Consider the following 18,992-nt stretch of genomic DNA (forward strand, 5'->3'; position numbering starts at 1 on the left):
CGGAGAGAAGTTCCATGTTCGAGAAAATCCGGCGCCTGTTCCTGATCAAGACCAAGTTCGAGGTGTATCTGATCACCTACGCACTGGCGCTGGGGGCCTGCGAACGCGGCAAGCTCTATCTCGATCAGTATCCCGGATATGGCGGCTGGCTGCTGTTCGTCGCCTGCACCGGCGCGGTGTTCATGGCCGGCGCCAAGATGCTCGACGCGATCGAGTACCAGAAGGCCTATGGCCCCGAGTGACGCTCCGAAATGATGGGTAAGGTGGAGAGCTTCTGTTGCCCGGTGCTCTCCAAACCGCTGAACTCCGCTTCTGTTGCCCGGTGGGTTCAACCGCGCTCTTGCTAGATAACTCTTGGCCGTTAGGCCGCTGAATTATGCAGCGAGGGCGAGTGCGTCATTGTCATTGGCACTTATCGTGTTTGAGCCTTTAACGGGTTACTCAGCCCGGACGAAAACAACGTCTTTCAACACACGTCGATCCTAGTTCGGCCCCGTCAAAAGCCCTGCCTGCGCAGGGTTCATGGTGGAGCCGCCGGGTACCGCCCCCGGGTCCGCTGTGCCTATTGCACGCCGCAGTTTATCGTCATAGCCGGACGAACCGGCAGGGATGTATATAGCGATGGATTGATGAATGGGAAGTGAGTGTGGGGAAAATCCTTATCTTCCTCCTCTCCCCTCCCGCATGCGGGAGGGGAGAGCGTAGGCTCACTTCTTCAGCAGATCGCGGATCTCGGCGAGCAGTTCGGTCTCGCTCGGGCCTGCGGGCGCGGCGGGCGCTTCTTCCTTGGGCATCAGCTTGTTGGCCTGACGCACGATCAGGAAGATGATGAACGCCAGGATCAGGAAGTTGATCACCACGGTGATGAACTGGCCATAGCCGAGCAGCGGAACCCCGGCCTTCTTGAGCGCGGCATAGTCGTTGAGCGATCCGGTATAACCCTCAGGCACCGGGCCCAGCATGACGAAATAGCTGGAGAAATCCGCGCCGCCGAAGATCGCGCCGACCACCGGCATGATCAGGTCCTCGGTCAGCGATGTGGTGATGGTGGCAAACGCTGCGCCGATGATCACGGCCACCGCCAGATCGAGCACATTGCCGCGCATGATAAACGCCTTGAACTCTGCGAACACGTGTTTCCCCTTTTGCTGTCACGATAACGCCCTATAATCGTGAGCGACGTGGAGAAGTCGAGCGCTTTGCAGGCGTAACATGTAAAACATGGTCTTGCAGAGTTGCCGTATTAATACGATATAACGGTCGCGCGTTATCAACCGGAGGGAAATTCTGACTATGCGTATCACCCGTTATGCCCTGCTGCCGCTGGCTGTTCTGGCGCTGTCCGCTTGCGGCATCAACTCCGTTCCCACCGCCGAGGAAAACGCCAAGGCAAAATGGGGCGATGTGGAGAACCAGTATCAGCGGCGCGCCGATCTGGTGCCCAATCTGGTTTCCACGGTGAAGGCCGGTGCGGCCTCCGAAGAGAAGATCCTGACCCAGGTGACCGAGGCCCGCGCGCGCGCGACCTCGATCAACGTCACCACCGATGACCTTTCCGACCCCGCCACCTTCGAGAAGTTCAGCCAGGCGCAGAACCAGCTGACCCAGGCGCTGGGCCAGCTGCGCACCGTGGTGGAAGCCTATCCCGATCTCAAGAGCCAGCAGAATTACACCACGCTGATGAGCCAGCTCGAAGGCACCGAGAACCGCATCACGGTCGCCCGGCGCGATTACAATGAGGCGGTGCGGCAGTACAACACCACCATCCGCACCTTCCCCGATTCGATCGGCGCCAACCTGATCCATGGTGCCAAGCCGATGGTGCCGTTCAAGGCGACGACCGAAGGCGCCAACGAGGCTCCCAAGGTCGATTTCGGATCGTGACCACAACACCCGCCCCGACCGGGGGCTGGAAATCATGGTTGAGGCAATGTCTGGCGCTGGCGCTGCTGCTGATCGCAGCGGCGCCGGGCCAGACCGCCCTCGCCCAGGCCTTCCCCAAGCTCACCGGTCGCGTGGTCGATGCCGCAAATCTGCTCGATCCCGCACAGGAAGCGGCGCTGACCGCCAAGCTGGAGGCGCTGGAGAAGCAGTCCAGCCGCCAGCTGGTGGTTGCAACGCTCCCCGATCTGCAGGGCTACGAGATCGAGGAATACGGCTATCAGCTCGGCCGCGAATGGGGCATCGGCCAAGCCGAAAAAGGATCGGCCGAAAAAGACAACGGCACGCTGCTGATCGTCGCGCCCAATGAACGCAAGGTGCGAATCGAGGTCGGCTATGGCCTCGAAGGCGTGCTCACCGATGCGCTGTCGAGCGTCATCATCCAGCAGGACATTCTGCCGCGCTTTCGCGACAAGGATTTTCCCGGCGGCATTGCAGCGGGCGCCGATGCAATCATCACCCAGCTGACCCTGCCCGACGAGGAAGCGCGCGCCTTTGCCTCCAAGGTGGAGGAAGAGGCCCGGTCGAGCGATGATGGCGGCGGTATTGGTCTGTTCATCTTCTGGGGGCTGATCATCCTGTTCTTCTTCATCATTCCCGCGCTGAGCAGCAAGGGCAAGGGTTCGCGCTATCGTGGCGCGGGCGTCGGCGGGATCACCACCTGGGGCGGCTCTTCGGGCTCTTCCTGGGGTGGCGGAGGCGGCGGCTTCGGTGGGGGCGGCTTTGGCGGAGGCGGCGGCAGCTTCGGCGGCGGCGGCTCTTCGGGCGGATGGTGAGACAGCATGGCAAAGGTTGAAACCATCACCCCCGACGAACATTGCATCGTCACCGCTGCGGTCGCCGAGGCCGAACAGCACACCAATGGCGAGATCGTCACGGTGATCGCTGGGCAATCCGACGACTATCGCGAAACGCCGATCTATTGGGCGGTCGCCGCGATGTTCCTTGCGCTCGCCTGCATCGCGGTGTTCCCCGAATGGTTCGAACAGCTGCTGTCGACCTTCACCGGCGGCTGGGAGCATGTCTACACCCCCGGCGAATACCTCACCATCATCATGCTGCTGCTGGGGATCAAGTTCGCCGCGGTGCGGCTGATCCTGGGGTGGAAACCGCTGCGGCTTGCGCTGACCCCGGCTGCGGTCAAGCAGATGCGGGTGCGCGCGCGGGCGATCAACCTGTTCAAGGTCAGCGCCGAAAAGCGCACGGTCGGGCTCACCGGGGTGCTGATCTACCTCTCGATGGCCGAGCACCGCGCCGAGATCGTTGCCGACAGCGCGATCGCCGCCAAGGTCTCACCCGATGTCTGGGGCGAGGCGATGGCGGACATGATCGTCGAGCTCAAGGCAGGCCGCGCGGGCGAAGGCATGGCGGCGGCTGTGCGCGATGTCGGCAAGGTGCTGGCAGAGCATTTCCCCAAGACCGGCGACAATCCCAACGAACTGCCTGATCGGCTTATCGAGCTTTGAAGGTTGTGCTAGTTCGCAATGGCTTTTGCTTCGTCACCCCCGCGAAGGCGGGGGTCCCGCTTCTGCTCTCCGTCAGAGCAAAAGCGGGCTTCCCGCGTTCGCGGGAATGACGAGACCTAACCTGTGCTGGGAAACCTGATGACCGAAACTGAGGAAATCGTCTGGCAGGGACGGTTCATCACCGCCAAGACACGCGGAAAATGGGAATATGTCTCGCGCAGCCGGGGCATCAGCGCCGCGGTGATCCTGGCGGTGCACGAAGGCGCAGTGGTGCTGGTCGAACAGTATCGCGTGCCGCTGGGCCGCAGCTGCATCGAACTTCCCGCCGGGCTGATCGGCGATCATGAAAGCGGCGAAGCCCCCGAGCTGGCGGCAGCGCGCGAGCTGGAAGAGGAAACCGGCTTCCGTGCAGGCCGCATGGAAAATCTCGGCGAGTTCTACTCCTCCCCCGGAATGGTCAGCGAGGCCTTCCACCTGATGCGCGCGCATGATCTGGTGCAGGTGCACGCAGGCGGCGGGGTGGAGGGCGAGAACATCACCGTCCATGTCGTGCCGCTTCCCGAGTTCGAGCGCTTCGTCGCCGACAAGCGCGCGCAGGGCTGCGGCATGGATGTGAAACTGCTGATGCTGCTGGGCGCGCGGATGCTGGGCTGACCCGGGCGCCCCGGCGGGCCTCAGCCCTTGCCCTTGGTCTTGGTCGCGCCCGCCTTGCAGTTGCCCTCGATGAAATCGATGATCATCCCGGCAATGTCCTTGCCGGTGGCATGTTCGATCCCTTCGAGCCCAGGCGAGCTGTTGACCTCCATGATCACCGGACCGTGATTGGAGCGCAGGATGTCCACGCCCGCCACGTTCAGCCCCATGACGCGCGCCGCGCGCACCGCGGTCGAGCGTTCCTCCGGCGTGATCTTGATCGCCTTGGCGGTGCCGCCACGGTGCAGGTTGGAGCGGAAATCGCCCTTGGCGCCAGTCCGCATCATCGAGGCCACAACCTTGCCGCCGATCACGAAGATGCGGATGTCGCTGCCATCGGCCTCCTTGATGAACTCCTGCACCAGGATGTTGACGTTGGCGCCGCGGAACGCCTCGATCACCGACTTGGCTGACTTTTCGGTTTCGCCCAGCACAACGCCTATGCCCTGCGTCCCCTCGAGCAGCTTGATCACGACAGGCGCGCCGCCGACGATCTTGAGCACCTCGTCGGTCTGCTTGGGGTCGTGCGCAAAGGCGGTGACCGGCAGGCCGAGGCCATGCTTGGCGAAGATCTGCATCGAGCGCAGCTTGTCGCGCGAGCGCCCGATCGCGACGCTCTCGTTGAGCGACCACACGCCCATCATCTCGAACTGGCGCAGCACGGCAAGGCCATATTGCGTGATCGAGGCGCCGATCCGCGGGATCACCGCGTCGTAACGCGCCACCGGCTCGCCATGATATTGCGCGCCGGGGCGGTGCGAGGTGATGTTCATCGTCACCCGCAGAGTGTTGAGGATGTCGATCTCATGCCCGCGCGTCCGGGCCGCCTCGCACAGGCGGCGGTGCGAGTAGAGATTGGGATTGCGCGCCAGCATGGCGATTTTCATGGGGAGGTCCTTTGGGGAAAAGGGATCATCGGTCGGATTCCTCGGGCTGGCCGAGAACCCACTTGCGAGCGCAATCGACACGGAAACCGCGCCGCAGCGCGCGGCGGCCGATCAACAGCGGAAAGCTCATGGTGTTGCGATTGGCCAAGGTCATGTGCCCTTTCCAGCGCACGCTACCAAGGATCATCGTCGTTTCTATGACATAGCGCAGTTCGATCGCGCCATTCGAGCTCTTGACCCGGCGCTGCTCGACTCCGGGCGCGCGAAACTTGCGCGCAGGCTCGCCGCGGTGCGCGCGGAACCAGAATTCGACGACCAGCTGGCCATCGATCATCAAGGGGTTGACCCGCGTCGCGTGGATGGAGGAGGTAGCTGCGCCGGTGTCGATCTTCGCCTTGATCCGGCTCAGCCCCAGATCGGGCAGGTCGACGCACTCGGACCAGCCGATATCGATCAGCTCCCGGCTCGCTTTGATCTTTCTGGAGAGCCGGGGCATCGCAGCGCCCGTTAGCAGGACGCGCGCGCGGCGCAAGAGGCTTGCGGCGAGCAGTTCGTCCTGCTCGCCGCGCCTGTCATCGCGTCAGACTACGCCAAAGGCGAGCATCGCATCGGCCACCTTCTTGAAGCCCGCGATGTTCGCGCCCTTCACGTAATCGACATAGCCCTTGCCGTTGTCGCCATAGGTCAGGCAGCTGTTGTGGATGCCCATCATGATGTCCTTGAGCATCTGCTGCAACTCGTCTTCCTTCCATGCGCGGCGCTCGGAGTTCTGGCTCATTTCGAGCCCCGAGACCGCAACGCCGCCGGCGTTCGAGGCCTTGCCCGGCGCGTAGAGGATCTTGGCATCCTTGAACACGTGCACGCCATCGAGATCGGTGGGCATGTTGGCGCCTTCGGACACCGCGATGCAGCCGTTCTTGACCAGCATGCGCGCATCATCGCCGAGCAGCTCGTTCTGCGTGGCGCAGGGCAATGCGACATCGCAGGGAACACCCCACGGGGTCTTGCCGGCATGGAAGGTCGCGCCCTTGAAGGCTTCGACATATTCCTCGATGCGGCCGCGGCGATGGGTCTTGTGCTCCTTCACCCAGTTGATCTTGTCCTGGGTGATGCCATCGGGATCGAGGATGAACCCGCCCGAATCCGACAGGGTCAGCACCTTGCCGCCCATCTGGACGATCTTCTCCGCCGCATGGGTGGCAACGTTGCCCGATCCGGAGATCACCGCGGTCTTGCCGGTGAGGCCATCGCCCTTGTGCGCCAGCATGTTGGAGAGGAAGTAGACCGCGCCATAGCCGGTCGCCTCGGTGCGGATCAGCGAGCCGCCCCATTCCAGACCCTTGCCGGTGAGCACGCCGGTAAACTGGTTGGTGATGCGCTTGTACTGGCCGAACATATAGCCGATTTCACGCCCGCCCACGCCGATGTCGCCTGCGGGCACGTCAACGTCGGCACCGATATGGCGGTACAGTTCGGTCATGAAGCTCTGGCAGAAGCGCATGATCTCGCGCACGCTCTTGCCCTTGGGGTTGAAGTTCGATCCGCCCTTGCCGCCGCCCATCGGCAGGCCGGTCAGTGCGTTCTTGAAGGTCTGTTCGAATGCGAGGAACTTCAGCACCGATTCGGTCACCGAGGGGTGGAAACGGATGCCGCCCTTGTACGGACCGATGGCGTTGTTGTTCTGCACGCGCCAGCCGCGCTGGACGCGGATATTGCCGTTGTCATCCTCCCAGCAGACGCGGAACGAAATGACGCGGTCGGGCTCGGCGATACGGCGCAGGATCTGCTGCTCGTGATACTGGACCTTGTCGGCCATGAAGTCGAAAATGTCTTCGGCGACTTCCTGCACCGCCTGGACAAATTCGGGCTGGTGCGGATTGCGCTTCTTCACGCCTTCCATGAAGGTCGGCAAGTCTACGTGATCGGATACGGCCATGGGTGCCCCCTTTTCAAGGTATTGCTGCGAACTGCGCGACCCGGCCCGAATGGCAGCGAACTCTCCTGATTCGCCTGCGATTCTGCGCAAACTCTAGCGTAAATTGCCCGGGGCGATAGTGCTAATTGGCACAGCTTTCAGACCGCCCGGAGGCTCGCGGCCGGGGCTGTTCGAAGGCGCCGGAAGTGGCCAGCTTCAGCGCCCACCCTCTTCGGGATCACGATCGCGCGAAGGCCGGGCAAGCGGCCTGGTGCCTGCTGCAGGACCAGGCTTCACGGCAGGCTTGGCGGCGGGCTTGGCGACAGGCTCCTCGTCCTTGCCTGCCGATACCGCGTCGTCCGGCTCGAGATCGGCAACCAGGCTGCTGACACTGCCGCCGGCATCATCGGCAGCGGCATCCGTGTCAGCCGCGGGCTCGGGCTCAGGCTCGGGTTCGCTGGTGGCGGGAGCTTCAGCACCACCCCCGCCCACCAGTGGGCCCAGCGCCATCGCCAGACGCGATGCCTGCGCGCCGATCACGCCGTCCACCGCCGGTGCCATCTCGCCCTGAGGCATCCGCATGAAGCCGCCCGCGACATATTCGAACGTGAGCCTGGTGCCTCCCTTGATCGGCGCGAGGCTGACCGTCATCGTGCCCGCCATCGCTTCACCCTGCAGCGGTCCCAGCGCGCCGGACAGCCGCAACAGCTTCCCCGGATCGACATAAAGGATCTGCATGTGCTGGACGCTGCCGCGCAAGGTCCGCTGCGGCGCGCCGCTTTCGGTGGTCGCCTCGTTGGGGATCAACTCGCAAAAGCACCCCCCTGCCTGCGCATCCATGTAGAGATTGTCGGCGCTGCCGGTCCAGGTGTGGTCCTTGTCCCACCATTTGGCAGGCGTGCGCAGCATCGCAAAGGCGGCGTCCGGATCGACCGCGACCGTCACGCTGTGCTTGACCGCAAAGCCGTTGTCCGACTGCGCAGTGACCTCGGCATGGGCTGGGGCGGCGGCAAGGGTGGCGAGAGCCAGAACGGCAAGAGCGGTGCGCATGTGCAAAGGGTTCCCCGGTGATGTTCCAGGTTCATGCCCGCGATCGGGTGGTCCCGCAAGTCTATCGAGAGAAGCGCCAGCTCCGGACCTGCCCCTCCCGCTGCCGGGAGGGGAAACCCGTGGATCAGGCGTCGAGAACCCCGGCGATGGCGCCGGCGACGGAATCCATGCTCGCCATACCATCGACCCGGCTGACGATACCGCGCGCTTCGTAGATCGGCAGGATCGGTGCGGTCTTGGCGCGATATTCGGCCATGCGGGTACGCACGGTGTCCTCGTTGTCATCGGGACGGCGCTTGAATTCGGTCGAGCCGCACTTGTCGCACACGCCCTGCTTGGCGGGGAGCTTGTAGCGGTCGTGATAGCCCTCGCCGCAGTTGGCGCAGGTGAAGCGGCCGGTGATGCGATCGACCAGCGCGTCTTCGTCTACGCCCAGCTCGATGACATGGTGCAGGCTGCGGCCGCGCGCTTCGAGGATCTCGTCGAGCGAGACCGCCTGCGCCGCGGTGCGCGGGTAGCCGTCGAAGATGATCCCGGTTTGGGGCGAAAGCTCGTCCAGCGCATCACCGATGATGCCCGAGACGATCTCGTCGGAGACCAGCTCGCCCGCTTCCATGACCGCCTTGGCCTTGAGGCCGATCGGCGTGCCCGCCTTGACCGCAGCGCGCAGCATGTCGCCGGTCGAGAGCTGCTTCATGCCGCGTTCGTCAACCAGACGCTGCGCCTGGGTACCCTTACCGGCACCTGGCGGGCCCAACAAAATGATATTCATGGACAGTCACATCCCCTGGGGACCGGTTGCCCCGGCCCTTCATATTCAGAATGGAACGCTTAGCGCAAGCGGCCCTTCAACTTCGCCTTCTTGATGAGGTCGGCATATTGGTGCGCAAGCAGGTGGCTCTGGATCTGGGTGATCGTGTCGACGGTCACGTTGACTACGATCAGCAGGCTGGTGCCGCCAAGGAAGAACAGCGGAATGCCGGTCTGCGCGATGACATATTCGGGCAGCACGCAGACAAAGGTCAGGTACGCCGCGCCGACCACGGTAATGCGCGTGAGCACATAATCCAGATAGGTCGCGGTGTTCTTGCCGGGACGGATGCCGGGGATGAAGCCGCCATTCTTCTTGAGGTTCTCCGACGTTTCTTCCGGGTTGAACACCACGGCAGTGTAGAAGAAGCAGAAGAAGATGATGCCCAGCGCATAGAGCGTCATGTACAACGGCTGGCCGTGCTGCAGATACTGGTTAAGCGTCACCAGCGCGCTGCCCATAGCCGAGTTGGGATCGGCAGAGTTGCCCGCGAACTGAGAGATCGTCAGCGGCATCAGCAGCAGCGACGAAGCGAAGATCGGCGGGATCACGCCTGCGGTGTTGATCTTGAGCGGAAGATGGCTGCGGTCCGCCTGCATCACGCCGCGCTGGGTGGCGCGCTTGGGATACTGGATCAGCACCCGGCGCTGGGCACGCTCCATGAAGCAGATGAAGATCACCAGGCCGACGATCATCACCAGCAGGCCGACGATCAGGAACGGCGAGATCGAGCCGGTGCGACCGCCCTCGAACATCTGGGCAATGAAAACCGGCATCTGGGCGACGATGCCCGCCATGATGATCAGCGAGATGCCGTTGCCGATACCGCGCGCGGTAATCTGCTCACCCAGCCACATCAGGAACATGGTGCCGCCGACAAGGCTGATCACCGCGCCGATGCGGAACATGAGGCCGGGATCGACCACCGCCTGGATGCCACTGGCTCCGGCATAGGATTCAAGGCCGACGGCGATGAAATAGCCCTGCATCGCGGTGAGGAAAACGGTGCCGTAGCGGGTGTACTGGTTGAGCTTTTTGCGGCCCGATTCGCCTTCCTTCTTGATCGCGGCAAGCTGCGGCGACAGCGAAGCTGCCAGCTGCACCACGATCGAGGCGGTGATATAGGGCATCACGCCAAGCGCGATCAGGCTCATGCGCTCGAGCGAACCGCCCGAGAAGGTGTTGAAGATGTCGAGCACACCGCCCTTGGTCTGCTCGTACAGAGCTGCCAGCGCGGTGGGATCGACGCCCGGAAGCGGAACATAGCTCAGCAGACGGAAGATGATCAGCGCGCCGATGGTGAACCAGATGCGGTTCTTCAGTTCGGTCGCCTGGCTGAATTTAGCCATGCTGAAGTTGCTTGCCAGATTGTCGGCCCGTGATGCCATGAACCCAAATATCCCATAATGCGGCCTGCCAGCGCAATCAAAGCGCGCGACCGGAAATCACATTGTGCGCGCTACGCTCCGCGCTTGTGCTTTACAAGCCCGCCGCAGCGATACCGCCTTGCGACGTCTCAAGCAAGACGCCCCGCGCTCACCATATCGGGAGGCGGGGCGTTCTTGACAAGCCGGATGGCCTGATCAGGCTTTCTTTTCGTACGGCGGCTTTACGTACTTGGGACGCGGGAGGATGATATCCACCTTGCCACCAAGCTTTTCGATCGCCTCGATGGCACCCTTGGATGCACCGGCGACATTGAAGCTCACCTTCGAGGTCAGTTCACCCTTGGCGAGAATGCGCACGCCATCCTTGCCGCCACGCGACAGGCCGGCAGCGCGCAGCGCAGCCTGATCGACAGTGCCATCGGTCGGCAGCCTGCCGGCGTCGATGAACTTCTGGATCATGCCCAGGTTGACGATGTCGTAATCCTTGCCGAACGGATTGTTGAAGCCGCGCTTCGGGATGCGCATGTGCAGCGGCATCTGGCCGCCTTCAAATCCGGCGATCGAAACGCCCGAACGGCTGGTCTGGCCCTTCTGGCCGCGTCCACCGGTCTTGCCCTTGCCCGAACCGATGCCGCGTCCGACGCGCATACGGCCCTTGCGGGCGCCTTCATTGTCCTTGAGTTCGTTCAGCTTCATAATGTGCACTCGCTTTCGCTTTGTTCGCGCTAAAATAAAATCTCTCCCATTCGCAGGGAGAGATACGCAGCCTTGCCAGCTTGCTGGCTAGGCGCAGTAGAGAGGGGCAAGCGTCAATGCAAGCCCCTCTCCCAACCCTCTCCCCTCAAGGGGAAAGGACATTCCTGTCAGTCGATCACCGTCACCATGTGGCGGACCTTCTGGAGCATGCCGCGAATTTCGGGCGTGTCCGTATGTTCCACAACGCGGTTCATCTTGTTCAGACCAAGGCCGATCAGGACCTTGCGCTGCGATTCAGGACGACGGATCGGCGATCCGGTCTGCTTCAGCTTGATGGTTGCCATGTCGCTTTACTCCGTAATCGCAGCGGCTTCAGCCTCGGCGACGACAGGTGCGGCACCGCCACGGCCCAGCAGGTCGGCAATCTTCTTGCCACGACGCGCTGCCACCGACTTGGGGCTGGTCTGTTCGCCGAGCGCCTCGAAGGTCGCGCGGATCATGTTATAAGGGTTCGACGTGCCGTTGGACTTGGTCACAACGTCGGCCACACCCAGGCTTTCGAACACGGCGCGCATCGGACCACCGGCGATGATGCCGGTACCCTGCGGCGCGCTGCGCAGCGTCACCTTGCCTGCACCGAAATGGCCGGTGCCGTCATGGTGAAGCGTGCGGCCTTCCTTGAGCGGAACGCGGATCATCTTCTTCTTGGCAGCAGCAGTTGCCTTGCTGATCGCCTCGGGCACTTCGCGGGCCTTGCCATGGCCGAAGCCTGCACGACCCTGGCCGTCACCGACCACGACCAGTGCTGCAAAGCCGAAGCGCTTGCCGCCCTTGACGGTCTTGGACACGCGGTTGATGTGGACGAGCTTTTCGATCAGCTCGTCACCCTGGTCCTCGTCGCGCTTGTTGCGGTCATCCCGACGCCCACGGCCACCGCGATCGTTGCCGCCACGCTCGTTGCCACCACGGCCACGACCACGGCCACCACGGCCCTGGCGTTCAGCCTGGGGAGCACCTTCAGCGGCGGTGCCCGATGCTTCTGCGTTGTTCACTTCATCAGCCATCGCTTAAAACTCCAGTCCGCCTTCGCGTGCGGCATCGGCCAGGGCCTTGACCCGGCCATGAAAAATGAAACCGCCACGGTCGAACACAACGGTGGTCACACCCGCCTGCTTGCCAGCCTCGGCGATCTGCTTGCCAACGGCGATGGCGTCGGCAACGGTTGCGCCCGTTGCCTTGCTGCCCTTGACCAGGGTCGAAGCCGAAGCCAGCGTCTTGCCGGCTGCGTCGTCGATGATCTGTGCATAGATGTGCTTGCCGGTGCGGTGCACCGAAAGACGGGGACGTCCACCTGCCCGTGCGCGCAGCGAACTGCGGACGCGCTGACGGCGACGATCGAATAAAGAGAGCTTCGCCATGGCTTACTTCTTCTTCCCTTCCTTGCGGAAGATAAACTCGCCCGCATATTTGATACCCTTGCCCTTGTAGGGCTCCGGCTTGCGCCAGCGACGGATTTCGGCGGCAACCTGGCCAACCTTCTGGCGGTCGCTGCCCGAAATGTGGATCGTGGTCTGATCCGGGGTCTTGATCTCGATGCCGTCAGGAATGGCGAAATCGACATCATGGCTGTAGCCGAGCTGCAGCTTGAGGTTGCTGCCCTGCACGTTGGCACGATAGCCGACGCCGGTGATGTTCAGCGTCTTGGTGAACCCTTCGGTCACACCGACCACCAGGTTCTGGACCAGCGTACGCTGCATGCCCCAGAACGCCCGAGCGCGCCGCGTGTTGTTCGCCGGCTTCACCGCGACTTCACCATCGGTGAGTTCGTAGGTGATGTCGGGAACGGTCGGCATGGTCAGTTCGCCCTTGGGACCCTTCATGGTGATGACGCCATCGGCCATCGATGCAGTCACGCCTGCAGGAATGGCCACCGGCTTTTTACCAATGCGGCTCATATCAAAATACCTCCGCCAGCACTTCGCCGCCAACATTCTGTTCGCGCGCTTCCGCGTCGGACAGAACACCACGGGGAGTGGATACGATGGTGATGCCCAGGCCGTTGCGCACGATCGGAAGTTCCTTGGAACCCGAATAGACGCGGCGGCCAGGCTTCGACACGCGCGCGACATGCTTGATCGCGGGCTGGCCTTCGAAATACTTCAGCTCGATGCGCAGGCCCTTGTGACGGCCCAGCAGCTCTTCGGTATATCCGCGGATATAACCTTCGCGCTGCAGAACGTCGAGCACGCGAGCGCGCAGGTTCGATGCCGGCGACATCACGCTGTCCTTCTTGGCCTGCTGGCCATTGCGGATGCGGGTGAGCATATCGCCCAGAGGATCGGTCATTGCCATATCTTCAAATCCTTACCAGCTGGACTTCGTAACGCCGGGGATCAGGCCCTTGTTGGCCAGATCCCGCAGCTCGATACGGCAGAGCCCGAACTTGCGGTAATAAGCGCGGGGACGACCGGTGGTTGCACACCGGTTGCGCACGCGCGTGGGGTTTGCATTGCGGGGCAGTTCAGCCATCTTGAGCCGGGCGATCAGACGCTCGGTTTCGTCAAGATTGGTGTCTTCAGCCTGCGCACGCAGACGCGCATAACGGCCAGCATACTGCTTGACCATCTTCTTGCGACGTTCGTTCTTGTTGATGGAACTCAGTTTCGCCATGACTTAAGTTCTCGCCTTTCTATTGCGAGACGGTGGGCTTTTAAGCCGCCGCCTGTTCCTGGGTTTCCTCGATCGGGAACGGGAAGCCGAAGAGGCGCAGCAGTTCGCGCGCTTCATCGTCCGTCTTGGCCGTCGTGGTCACAATGATATCCATTCCGCGAACAGCGTCGATCTGGTCGTAGCTGATCTCGGGGAAGATGATCTGCTCTTTCAGGCCCATGGCATAGTTGCCACGGCCGTCAAAGCTCTTGGGGTTCAGCCCGCGGAAATCGCGGATGCGCGGCATCGCGATCGTCACCAGACGATCGAGAAACTCGAACATGCGCTCCTTGCGCAGCGTCACCTTGCAGCCGATGGGCATGCCTTCGCGCAGCTTGAACTGTGCGATCGACTTGCGAGCCTTGGTGATCACGGGCTTCTGGCCGGCGATCAGCTCCATTTCCGCAGCGGCGGTGGTCACCTTCTTCTTGTCCTGGCTGCCTTCGCCGACACCCATGTTGATGGTGATCTTCTCGAGCTTGGGAACCTCCATGTGGTTCTTGTAGCCGAACTTTTCCTGCATCGCCTTGACGACAACGTCGTCATAACGCTGACGCATGCGGGGCGTGTACTTATCAGCCATCGATTTTCTCCCCGGACTTCACGGCGACACGGACTTTCTTGCCGTCCACCGTTTCAAAACGGACACGCGTAGGCGCGCCAGTCTTGGGATCGGCCACCGCGACCTTGGAAATGTGCATGGGGGCTTCGACACGGTCGAGACCGCCCTGCGGGTTGGTCTGGCTCGGCTTGCGATGACGGGTCATCACATTCAGGCCCGAAACCACAACCTTCTCGTCCTTCGGCATAACCTTGGCGACGGTGCCGGTGCGGCCCTTGTCCTTGCCGGACAGGACGACAACGTTGTCGCCCTTTTTGATCTTAGCGCTTGCCATGGTTACAGCACCTCCGGAGCCAGCGAGATGATCTTCATGTGCTTGCGCGCACGAAGTTCACGAACCACCGGGCCAAAGATACGCGTGCCGATGGGCTCGTCGTTCTTGTTGACCAGCACAGCTGCGTTGCCGTCGAAACGGATCACGCTGCCGTCGGGACGACGAACGTCCTTGGCGGTGCGCACGATGACGGCGCGGTGAACGTCGCCCTTCTTGACGCGGCCACGGGGCGCCGCTTCCTTGACGGAGACGACGATGATGTCGCCAACGCCGGCGAAGCGACGCTTCGATCCGCCGAGAACCTTGATGCACTGGACGCGCTTGGCGCCACTGTTGTCTGCAACATCAAGATTGGATTGCATCTGGATCATGGATCCGTTTCCTTCTTGTCTGGCTTGCCGGAACCAGTCCGGCAGTTCCTGCTTGAATTACGCTTCGGTCGAAGCCTCGGGCGCCTTGTGGGTGTTGACCCGATCCAGCACCTTCCAGGTCTTCAGCTTCGAAATCGGCGCCGTCTCTTCGATGCGGACGGTTTCGCCTTCCTTGAAGCTATTGGTCTCGTCGTGCGCGTGGTACTTCTTCGAACGACGGATGATCTTCCCGTACAACGGGTGCTTCACCTTGCGCTCGACATTCACGACCACGGTCTTGTCGCCCTTGTCGGAGACCACCGTTCCGGTCAGAACACGTTTCGGCATATCGGCCTCCTTACTTGGCAGCGGCGGCGCTTGCGCGCTCGCTCTGCAACGTCTTGATGCGGGCAATGTTGCGACGCACTTCGCGGACACGCGCGGGGCGTTCCAGCTGGTTGGTCGCAGCCTGGAAGCGCAGGTTGAACGCTTCCTTCTTCAGCGAACCCAGTTCAGCCGAAAGCTGATCGTCGGTCTTGGTGCGCAGGTCTTCAACAATCTTGGTCATCACTCACCTCCCAGGTGCGACGTATCGCCGAGGCGGGCCACAACCTTGGTCTTGATCGGCAGCTTCATGGCTGCACGCTCGAAGGCAACCGCGGCGATCGGGCCGGGAACGCCATCCAGTTCGAACAGGATGCGGCCGGGCTTGACGCGCGCTGCCCAATATTCGACCGAACCCTTGCCCTTGCCCTGACGGACTTCGGCAGGCTTCTTGGTCACGGGCACATCGGGGAACACGCGGATCCACAAACGTCCCTGACGCTTGATGTGACGCGTGATCGCACGGCGGGCCGCTTCGATCTGGCGAGCGGTGATCCGCTCGGGCTCCAGCGCCTTCAGGCCATAGGACCCGAAATTGAGGCTCGTTCCGCCAGGCGCATTGCCGCTGATGCGACCCTTGAATGCCTTGCGGAACTTCATTTTCTTCGGTTGCAGCATGATGCTCTACCTTGCTCTACTGTTCTGGGCTCAGCGGGCCGGACGGACGCCGGAAGTCTGTGCTTCCATCATCAGCCGGTCCTGCGCCATCGGATCGTGTCCAAGGATTTCGCCCTTGAAGATCCAGCACTTGATGCCGATGATGCCGTACGCGGTAAGCGCTTCGGCATCGGCATAGTCGACATTGGCGCGCAGCGTGTGCAGCGGCACGCGGCCTTCGCGGTACCATTCGGTGCGCGCGATTTCCGCGCCGCCCAGACGGCCACCGCAGGTGATCTTGATGCCTTCGGCACCCAGACGCAGCGCCGACTGAACCGCACGCTTCATGGCGCGACGGAAGGCAACGCGGCGGATCAGCTGATCGGCAATGCCCTGGGCAACGAGCTTGGCATCGATTTCCGGCTTGCGGATTTCAACGATGTTGAGCTTGACCTCACCACCCTTGATCATCGATTCCAGCTTCTTGCGCAGCTTCTCGATGTCCGCACCCTTCTTGCCGATGATCACGCCGGGGCGTGCAGCATAGATGGAGACACGGCACAGACGGGCCGGACGCTCGATCACCACCTTGGAGATCGCTGCCTGGGGCATCGTCTTCATGATGAACTTGCGCAGCTCGATGTCTTCCTTGAGCATGCGTGCATAGTCGCGCCCTTCGGCGTACCAGCGGCTGTCCCAGGTGCGGTTGATCTGCAGACGCAGGCCGATCGGATTGCTCTTCTGACCCATGACTTACGCTTCCTCTTGTTCGCGCACGACGATACGCAGGCGGCTGAACGGCTTCAGGATGCGGCTGGAACGGCCACGAGCGCGCGTCATGAAACGCTTCATCGTGATCGCCTTGCCAACACTCGCTTCAGCCACGACCAGCGCGTCAACATCGAGATTGTGGTTGTTTTCGGCATTCGCAATCGCAGATGCCAGAACCTTGCGTGCGTCGACCGCCATGCCCTTCTTCGAGAAGGCCAGGATGTTCATCGCCTCTTCGGCCTTCTTGCCACGGATCAGGGCAGCAACCAGACCCAGCTTCTGCGCAGAACCACGGATGGTCGTGCCGACAGCCAGAGCCTCATTGTCACCAACGCGACGCGGAGATTTTGCCTTGCCCATTAGCGCTTGCCCTTCTTGTCAGCAGCGTGGCCAGGGAAGGTGCGGGTCGGAGCGAATTCGCCCAGCTTGTGACCCACCATGTCTTCGTTGACCGAAACCGGGATGAACTTGTGACCGTTGTAGACGTTGAACGTCAGACCAACGAACTGCGGCAGAATGGTCGAACGACGCGACCAAGTCTTGATCGGAGCACGGCCGCCAGCGTCCTGCGCCGTTTCTGCCTTCTTCAGCAGATACAGGTCGAAGAACGGCCCTTTTTTGATGGAGCGAGCCATGACTTACCTCTTCTTCTTCGCGTGACGTGACCGGATGATCATCTTGTCCGTCGACTTGTTCTTGCGGGTGCGCATGCCCTTGGTCGGCTTGCCCCACGGAGTGACCGGATGACGGCCACCCGAGGTGCGGCCTTCACCGCCGCCATGCGGGTGATCGACCGGGTTCTTGGCGACGCCGCGGGTCAGCGGACGACGGCCCATCCAGCGCTTGCGACCGGCCTTGGCGAAGTTCTGGTTGCTGTTGTCGGGGTTCGACACCGCGCCGACCGTGCCCATGCAGGCGCCGGGGATGTAGCGCTGTTCGCCCGAGTTCAGACGCACCATGACCATGCCGCGGTCACGACCTACGACCTGTGCATAGGTGCCTGCCGAACGTGCGATCTGACCGCCCTTGCCCGGCTTCATCTCCACATTGTGGATGATGGTGCCGACCGGCATCTGTGCCAGCTTCATCGCGTTGCCCGGCTTCACGTCGGTCTTTTCGCTGGCGATCACCTGATCACCAACGGCCAGACGCTGAGGCGCCAGGATGTAGGCGACTTCGCCGTCTTCGTACTTGATCAGCGCGATGAAGGCGGTGCGGTTGGGATCGTATTCGATCCGCTCCACAGTGCCGGCAACGTCCATCTTGCGACGCTTGAAATCGACGATGCGATAACGCTGCTTGTGACCACCGGCGATGCCGCGCGAGGTCACGTGACCCTTGTTGTTGCGGCCACCGGTCTTGCGCTTGCCTTCGGTCAGCGCCTTGACGGGGCCGCCCTTGTACAGGTCGCTGCGATCGACAAGAATCAGACCACGACGGCCCGGGCTTGTCGGATTATATGATTTGAGTGCCATATCTCTATCCTGTCAGCTACGAACCGCGCTCAAACGCCGGTGGTGACGTCGATCGACTGGCCTTCGGCCAACCGCACAACGGCTTTCTTGATGTCATTGCGGGTGTAGGGACGACCCTTCCAGCGCTTGGTCTTGCCCTTCTGGACCAGGGTGTTGACCCCGACCACCTTGACATCGAACAGCGCTTCGACCGCAGCCTTGATCTGCGGCTTGGTCGCATCCTGGCTGACCTTGAAGACCACCGAGTTGAATTCGCTCAGCAGCGTCGACTTCTCGGTGATGTGCGGGGCAACGATCACGTCATAATGACGCGTATCGATGGTGTCGGATTTTTTAGCCATTGAACCGTGCCTCCAGCTTTTCAACAGCGGCGCGGGTCAGCACCAGCGTATCGTGTTTCAGGATGTCATAGACGTTGGCACCGACGGCGGGCAGCACGTTCAGACCGATCAGGTTGGCCGAAGCCTTCCGGAAATTGTCGTTCACGGCATCGCCATCGATGAACAGCGCCTTCTTGCCGAGACCCAGCTTGCCGAGCTGTGCCAGCAGCGTCTTGGTCTTGGCTTCGGTGAGGTCGAACGTGTCGAGCACGATCAGGCTTTCGCTGGCGACCTTGGACGACAGTGCCATCTTCAGGCCAAGCGCACGAACCTTCTTGTTCAGCGAGGGGTTGAAGTCACGGACGCGGGGACCGTGAGCCTTACCACCGCCGATGAAGATCGGGGCGCGACGATCGCCGTGACGGGCGGTACCGCCACCCTTCTGGCGACCGAACTTCTTGCCGGTGCGGGCAACGTCCGAACGTTCACGAGCGCCGCGGGCAGTGCCGCGACGGTTTTCGAGCTGCCAAGTGACAACGCGGTGCAGGATGTCTGCGCGCGGGGTCACGCCGAAGACGTCATCGTTCAGTTCGATGTCGCCCTTTGCGGTGGCGTCGAGGGTCTGGACCTTGAGCTTCATGGT

At 62.2% G+C, this 18,992-nt stretch carries 31 protein-coding genes and 1 other RNA gene; 5 read left to right on the plus strand and 27 right to left on the minus strand.

Annotation, left to right across the window (positions count from 1 at the left end; all coding sequences use genetic code 11):
- Nucleotides 1-14 precede the first annotated feature (14 nt).
- Nucleotides 15-242, plus strand: coding sequence for a hypothetical protein (locus BSY18_RS10270; RefSeq protein WP_054134262.1), 228 nt, complete (start codon nucleotides 15-17; stop codon nucleotides 240-242).
- 58 nt (nucleotides 243-300) lie between these two features.
- Here BSY18_RS10270 and ssrA read toward each other — a convergent pair.
- Nucleotides 301-644, minus strand: a transfer-messenger RNA (tmRNA) gene (gene ssrA / locus BSY18_RS10275).
- Between the two features lie 63 nt (nucleotides 645-707).
- A complete protein-coding gene (gene mscL / locus BSY18_RS10280) occupies nucleotides 708-1,133 on the minus strand; it encodes a large conductance mechanosensitive channel protein MscL (RefSeq protein ID WP_054134261.1) in 426 nt (141 codons plus the stop codon).
- Between the two features lie 160 nt (nucleotides 1,134-1,293).
- Between mscL and BSY18_RS10285 the strand changes: the two genes are divergently transcribed.
- The 4 genes from BSY18_RS10285 (at nucleotide 1,294) to BSY18_RS10300 (ending at nucleotide 4,061) form a co-directional block, all read left to right on the plus strand.
- The gene (locus tag BSY18_RS10285) at nucleotides 1,294-1,884 is read left to right on the plus strand and encodes a LemA family protein (protein ID WP_054134260.1); all 591 of its coding nucleotides are present in this window, start codon (nucleotides 1,294-1,296) and stop codon (nucleotides 1,882-1,884) included.
- Nucleotides 1,881-2,717, plus strand: a complete 837-nt coding sequence (locus tag BSY18_RS10290; RefSeq protein WP_442856555.1) for a TPM domain-containing protein — start codon at nucleotides 1,881-1,883, stop codon at nucleotides 2,715-2,717. Before BSY18_RS10285 ends, BSY18_RS10290 begins: the two co-directional genes overlap by 4 nt.
- Before the next feature lie 6 nt (nucleotides 2,718-2,723).
- Nucleotides 2,724-3,407: a TPM domain-containing protein gene (locus BSY18_RS10295; protein ID WP_054134259.1), complete on the plus strand. Its 684-nt coding sequence runs from the start codon at nucleotides 2,724-2,726 to the stop codon at nucleotides 3,405-3,407.
- A 138-nt stretch (nucleotides 3,408-3,545) separates the two neighbouring features.
- Nucleotides 3,546-4,061 carry an NUDIX hydrolase gene (locus tag BSY18_RS10300; RefSeq protein WP_069051857.1) on the plus strand — a complete coding sequence of 172 codons (516 nt, stop codon included), beginning with the start codon at nucleotides 3,546-3,548 and terminating at the stop codon, nucleotides 4,059-4,061.
- Between the two features lie 20 nt (nucleotides 4,062-4,081).
- Here the strand turns inward: BSY18_RS10300 and rimK are convergent, their stop codons facing one another.
- From rimK to rplD, 25 genes are all read right to left on the minus strand, one after another.
- Nucleotides 4,082-4,987, minus strand: coding sequence for a 30S ribosomal protein S6--L-glutamate ligase (gene rimK / locus BSY18_RS10305; protein ID WP_054134258.1), 906 nt, complete (start codon nucleotides 4,985-4,987; stop codon nucleotides 4,082-4,084).
- 25 nt (nucleotides 4,988-5,012) lie between these two features.
- Entirely contained in the window at nucleotides 5,013-5,483 is a 471-nt protein-coding gene (locus BSY18_RS10310) for an ATP-dependent zinc protease family protein (RefSeq protein ID WP_069050547.1), read from the minus strand.
- An 84-nt stretch (nucleotides 5,484-5,567) separates the two neighbouring features.
- Complete coding sequence (gene gdhA, locus BSY18_RS10315; RefSeq protein WP_069050548.1) at nucleotides 5,568-6,923, minus strand: NADP-specific glutamate dehydrogenase; 1,356 nt, start codon at nucleotides 6,921-6,923, stop codon at nucleotides 5,568-5,570.
- Nucleotides 6,924-7,118: 195 nt separating this feature from the next.
- Nucleotides 7,119-7,952 (minus strand): SRPBCC family protein, encoded by an 834-nt coding sequence (locus tag BSY18_RS10320; protein WP_069050549.1) that lies wholly within the window; start codon nucleotides 7,950-7,952, stop codon nucleotides 7,119-7,121.
- 124 nt (nucleotides 7,953-8,076) lie between these two features.
- Nucleotides 8,077-8,724 carry an adenylate kinase gene (locus tag BSY18_RS10325; RefSeq protein WP_069050550.1) on the minus strand — a complete coding sequence of 216 codons (648 nt, stop codon included), beginning with the start codon at nucleotides 8,722-8,724 and terminating at the stop codon, nucleotides 8,077-8,079.
- 59 nt (nucleotides 8,725-8,783) lie between these two features.
- On the minus strand, nucleotides 8,784-10,151 hold the full coding sequence (gene secY / locus BSY18_RS10330) for a preprotein translocase subunit SecY (protein ID WP_054134253.1): 1,368 nt from the start codon (nucleotides 10,149-10,151) through the stop codon (nucleotides 8,784-8,786).
- A gap of 195 nt (nucleotides 10,152-10,346) precedes the next feature.
- Nucleotides 10,347-10,847 (minus strand): 50S ribosomal protein L15, encoded by a 501-nt coding sequence (gene rplO / locus BSY18_RS10335; RefSeq protein WP_069050551.1) that lies wholly within the window; start codon nucleotides 10,845-10,847, stop codon nucleotides 10,347-10,349.
- Nucleotides 10,848-11,014: 167 nt separating this feature from the next.
- The gene (rpmD, locus tag BSY18_RS10340) at nucleotides 11,015-11,191 is read right to left on the minus strand and encodes a 50S ribosomal protein L30 (RefSeq protein ID WP_017670462.1); all 177 of its coding nucleotides are present in this window, start codon (nucleotides 11,189-11,191) and stop codon (nucleotides 11,015-11,017) included.
- Between the two features lie 6 nt (nucleotides 11,192-11,197).
- Nucleotides 11,198-11,911 (minus strand): 30S ribosomal protein S5, encoded by a 714-nt coding sequence (gene rpsE, locus BSY18_RS10345; protein ID WP_054134251.1) that lies wholly within the window; start codon nucleotides 11,909-11,911, stop codon nucleotides 11,198-11,200.
- A 3-nt stretch (nucleotides 11,912-11,914) separates the two neighbouring features.
- Nucleotides 11,915-12,265: a 50S ribosomal protein L18 gene (rplR, locus tag BSY18_RS10350; RefSeq protein ID WP_054134250.1), complete on the minus strand. Its 351-nt coding sequence runs from the start codon at nucleotides 12,263-12,265 to the stop codon at nucleotides 11,915-11,917.
- Between the two features lie 3 nt (nucleotides 12,266-12,268).
- Nucleotides 12,269-12,802: a 50S ribosomal protein L6 gene (rplF, locus tag BSY18_RS10355; protein ID WP_054134249.1), complete on the minus strand. Its 534-nt coding sequence runs from the start codon at nucleotides 12,800-12,802 to the stop codon at nucleotides 12,269-12,271.
- A 1-nt stretch (nucleotide 12,803) separates the two neighbouring features.
- Nucleotides 12,804-13,199, minus strand: a complete 396-nt coding sequence (rpsH, locus tag BSY18_RS10360; RefSeq protein ID WP_017670458.1) for a 30S ribosomal protein S8 — start codon at nucleotides 13,197-13,199, stop codon at nucleotides 12,804-12,806.
- A gap of 12 nt (nucleotides 13,200-13,211) precedes the next feature.
- Entirely contained in the window at nucleotides 13,212-13,517 is a 306-nt protein-coding gene (rpsN, locus tag BSY18_RS10365) for a 30S ribosomal protein S14 (protein WP_054134248.1), read from the minus strand.
- A 40-nt stretch (nucleotides 13,518-13,557) separates the two neighbouring features.
- Nucleotides 13,558-14,139, minus strand: coding sequence for a 50S ribosomal protein L5 (gene rplE, locus BSY18_RS10370; protein WP_054134247.1), 582 nt, complete (start codon nucleotides 14,137-14,139; stop codon nucleotides 13,558-13,560).
- Nucleotides 14,132-14,452 (minus strand): 50S ribosomal protein L24, encoded by a 321-nt coding sequence (rplX, locus tag BSY18_RS10375; RefSeq protein WP_054134246.1) that lies wholly within the window; start codon nucleotides 14,450-14,452, stop codon nucleotides 14,132-14,134. Before rplX ends, rplE begins: the two co-directional genes overlap by 8 nt.
- Before the next feature lie 2 nt (nucleotides 14,453-14,454).
- On the minus strand, nucleotides 14,455-14,823 hold the full coding sequence (rplN, locus tag BSY18_RS10380) for a 50S ribosomal protein L14 (RefSeq protein ID WP_054134245.1): 369 nt from the start codon (nucleotides 14,821-14,823) through the stop codon (nucleotides 14,455-14,457).
- A gap of 57 nt (nucleotides 14,824-14,880) precedes the next feature.
- The gene (rpsQ, locus tag BSY18_RS10385; protein WP_017670453.1) at nucleotides 14,881-15,150 is read right to left on the minus strand and encodes a 30S ribosomal protein S17; all 270 of its coding nucleotides are present in this window, start codon (nucleotides 15,148-15,150) and stop codon (nucleotides 14,881-14,883) included.
- Nucleotides 15,151-15,160: 10 nt separating this feature from the next.
- Nucleotides 15,161-15,370: a 50S ribosomal protein L29 gene (gene rpmC / locus BSY18_RS10390; protein ID WP_054134244.1), complete on the minus strand. Its 210-nt coding sequence runs from the start codon at nucleotides 15,368-15,370 to the stop codon at nucleotides 15,161-15,163.
- A complete protein-coding gene (rplP, locus tag BSY18_RS10395; protein WP_031318020.1) occupies nucleotides 15,370-15,804 on the minus strand; it encodes a 50S ribosomal protein L16 in 435 nt (144 codons plus the stop codon). Before rplP ends, rpmC begins: the two co-directional genes overlap by 1 nt.
- 30 nt (nucleotides 15,805-15,834) lie before the next feature.
- Entirely contained in the window at nucleotides 15,835-16,533 is a 699-nt protein-coding gene (gene rpsC, locus BSY18_RS10400; RefSeq protein WP_054134243.1) for a 30S ribosomal protein S3, read from the minus strand.
- Between the two features lie 3 nt (nucleotides 16,534-16,536).
- The gene (rplV, locus tag BSY18_RS10405) at nucleotides 16,537-16,914 is read right to left on the minus strand and encodes a 50S ribosomal protein L22 (protein WP_017670449.1); all 378 of its coding nucleotides are present in this window, start codon (nucleotides 16,912-16,914) and stop codon (nucleotides 16,537-16,539) included.
- Nucleotides 16,914-17,189, minus strand: coding sequence for a 30S ribosomal protein S19 (gene rpsS / locus BSY18_RS10410; protein WP_017670448.1), 276 nt, complete (start codon nucleotides 17,187-17,189; stop codon nucleotides 16,914-16,916). The genes rplV and rpsS overlap by 1 nt, the downstream gene beginning before the upstream one ends.
- A gap of 3 nt (nucleotides 17,190-17,192) precedes the next feature.
- The gene (rplB, locus tag BSY18_RS10415) at nucleotides 17,193-18,029 is read right to left on the minus strand and encodes a 50S ribosomal protein L2 (protein WP_017670447.1); all 837 of its coding nucleotides are present in this window, start codon (nucleotides 18,027-18,029) and stop codon (nucleotides 17,193-17,195) included.
- Between the two features lie 29 nt (nucleotides 18,030-18,058).
- The gene (locus tag BSY18_RS10420; protein ID WP_054134242.1) at nucleotides 18,059-18,370 is read right to left on the minus strand and encodes a 50S ribosomal protein L23; all 312 of its coding nucleotides are present in this window, start codon (nucleotides 18,368-18,370) and stop codon (nucleotides 18,059-18,061) included.
- Nucleotides 18,363-18,989: a 50S ribosomal protein L4 gene (gene rplD, locus BSY18_RS10425; RefSeq protein ID WP_054134241.1), complete on the minus strand. Its 627-nt coding sequence runs from the start codon at nucleotides 18,987-18,989 to the stop codon at nucleotides 18,363-18,365. The genes BSY18_RS10420 and rplD overlap by 8 nt, the downstream gene beginning before the upstream one ends.
- Nucleotides 18,990-18,992 lie beyond the last annotated feature (3 nt).

Origin of the sequence: Blastomonas sp. RAC04 (assembly GCF_001713435.1) — a bacterium.
Lineage (GTDB): Bacteria > Pseudomonadota > Alphaproteobacteria > Sphingomonadales > Sphingomonadaceae > Blastomonas > Blastomonas fulva.

Excerpts from the sequence above, each read along its gene's own strand:
- rpsH (WP_017670458.1), bottom strand. The coding sequence starts at position 13,199 with ATGGCAATGACCGATCCTCTGGGCGATATGCTCACCCGCATCCGCAAT.
- rplX (WP_054134246.1), bottom strand. The coding sequence starts at position 14,452 with ATGGCAAGCGCTAAGATCAAAAAGGGCGACAACGTTGTCGTCCTGTCC.
- BSY18_RS10420 (WP_054134242.1), bottom strand. The coding sequence starts at position 18,370 with ATGGCTAAAAAATCCGACACCATCGATACGCGTCATTATGACGTGATC.
- gdhA (WP_069050548.1), bottom strand. The coding sequence starts at position 6,923 with ATGGCCGTATCCGATCACGTAGACTTGCCGACCTTCATGGAAGGCGTG.
- BSY18_RS10325 (WP_069050550.1), bottom strand. The coding sequence starts at position 8,724 with ATGAATATCATTTTGTTGGGCCCGCCAGGTGCCGGTAAGGGTACCCAG.
- BSY18_RS10320 (WP_069050549.1), bottom strand. The coding sequence starts at position 7,952 with ATGCGCACCGCTCTTGCCGTTCTGGCTCTCGCCACCCTTGCCGCCGCC.
- BSY18_RS10270 (WP_054134262.1), top strand. The coding sequence starts at position 15 with ATGTTCGAGAAAATCCGGCGCCTGTTCCTGATCAAGACCAAGTTCGAG.
- rpsC (WP_054134243.1), bottom strand. The coding sequence starts at position 16,533 with ATGGGTCAGAAGAGCAATCCGATCGGCCTGCGTCTGCAGATCAACCGC.
- rplD (WP_054134241.1), bottom strand. The coding sequence starts at position 18,989 with ATGAAGCTCAAGGTCCAGACCCTCGACGCCACCGCAAAGGGCGACATC.
- rplO (WP_069050551.1), bottom strand. The coding sequence starts at position 10,847 with ATGAAGCTGAACGAACTCAAGGACAATGAAGGCGCCCGCAAGGGCCGT.
- BSY18_RS10285 (WP_054134260.1), top strand. The coding sequence starts at position 1,294 with ATGCGTATCACCCGTTATGCCCTGCTGCCGCTGGCTGTTCTGGCGCTG.
- rplN (WP_054134245.1), bottom strand. The coding sequence starts at position 14,823 with ATGATCCAGATGCAATCCAATCTTGATGTTGCAGACAACAGTGGCGCC.
- rplR (WP_054134250.1), bottom strand. The coding sequence starts at position 12,265 with ATGGCGAAGCTCTCTTTATTCGATCGTCGCCGTCAGCGCGTCCGCAGT.
- BSY18_RS10310 (WP_069050547.1), bottom strand. The coding sequence starts at position 5,483 with ATGCCCCGGCTCTCCAGAAAGATCAAAGCGAGCCGGGAGCTGATCGAT.
- BSY18_RS10295 (WP_054134259.1), top strand. The coding sequence starts at position 2,724 with ATGGCAAAGGTTGAAACCATCACCCCCGACGAACATTGCATCGTCACC.
- rpmD (WP_017670462.1), bottom strand. The coding sequence starts at position 11,191 with ATGGCAACCATCAAGCTGAAGCAGACCGGATCGCCGATCCGTCGTCCT.
- rpsS (WP_017670448.1), bottom strand. The coding sequence starts at position 17,189 with ATGGCTCGCTCCATCAAAAAAGGGCCGTTCTTCGACCTGTATCTGCTG.
- BSY18_RS10300 (WP_069051857.1), top strand. The coding sequence starts at position 3,546 with ATGACCGAAACTGAGGAAATCGTCTGGCAGGGACGGTTCATCACCGCC.
- rplF (WP_054134249.1), bottom strand. The coding sequence starts at position 12,802 with ATGAGCCGCATTGGTAAAAAGCCGGTGGCCATTCCTGCAGGCGTGACT.
- rpsN (WP_054134248.1), bottom strand. The coding sequence starts at position 13,517 with ATGGCGAAACTGAGTTCCATCAACAAGAACGAACGTCGCAAGAAGATG.
- rplE (WP_054134247.1), bottom strand. The coding sequence starts at position 14,139 with ATGGCTGATAAGTACACGCCCCGCATGCGTCAGCGTTATGACGACGTT.
- rplV (WP_017670449.1), bottom strand. The coding sequence starts at position 16,914 with ATGGGCAAGGCAAAATCTCCGCGTCGCGTTGGTGACAATGAGGCTCTG.
- secY (WP_054134253.1), bottom strand. The coding sequence starts at position 10,151 with ATGGCATCACGGGCCGACAATCTGGCAAGCAACTTCAGCATGGCTAAA.
- rpsQ (WP_017670453.1), bottom strand. The coding sequence starts at position 15,150 with ATGCCGAAACGTGTTCTGACCGGAACGGTGGTCTCCGACAAGGGCGAC.
- rplB (WP_017670447.1), bottom strand. The coding sequence starts at position 18,029 with ATGGCACTCAAATCATATAATCCGACAAGCCCGGGCCGTCGTGGTCTG.
- rimK (WP_054134258.1), bottom strand. The coding sequence starts at position 4,987 with ATGAAAATCGCCATGCTGGCGCGCAATCCCAATCTCTACTCGCACCGC.
- rplP (WP_031318020.1), bottom strand. The coding sequence starts at position 15,804 with ATGCTGCAACCGAAGAAAATGAAGTTCCGCAAGGCATTCAAGGGTCGC.
- rpmC (WP_054134244.1), bottom strand. The coding sequence starts at position 15,370 with ATGACCAAGATTGTTGAAGACCTGCGCACCAAGACCGACGATCAGCTT.
- rpsE (WP_054134251.1), bottom strand. The coding sequence starts at position 11,911 with ATGGCTGATGAAGTGAACAACGCAGAAGCATCGGGCACCGCCGCTGAA.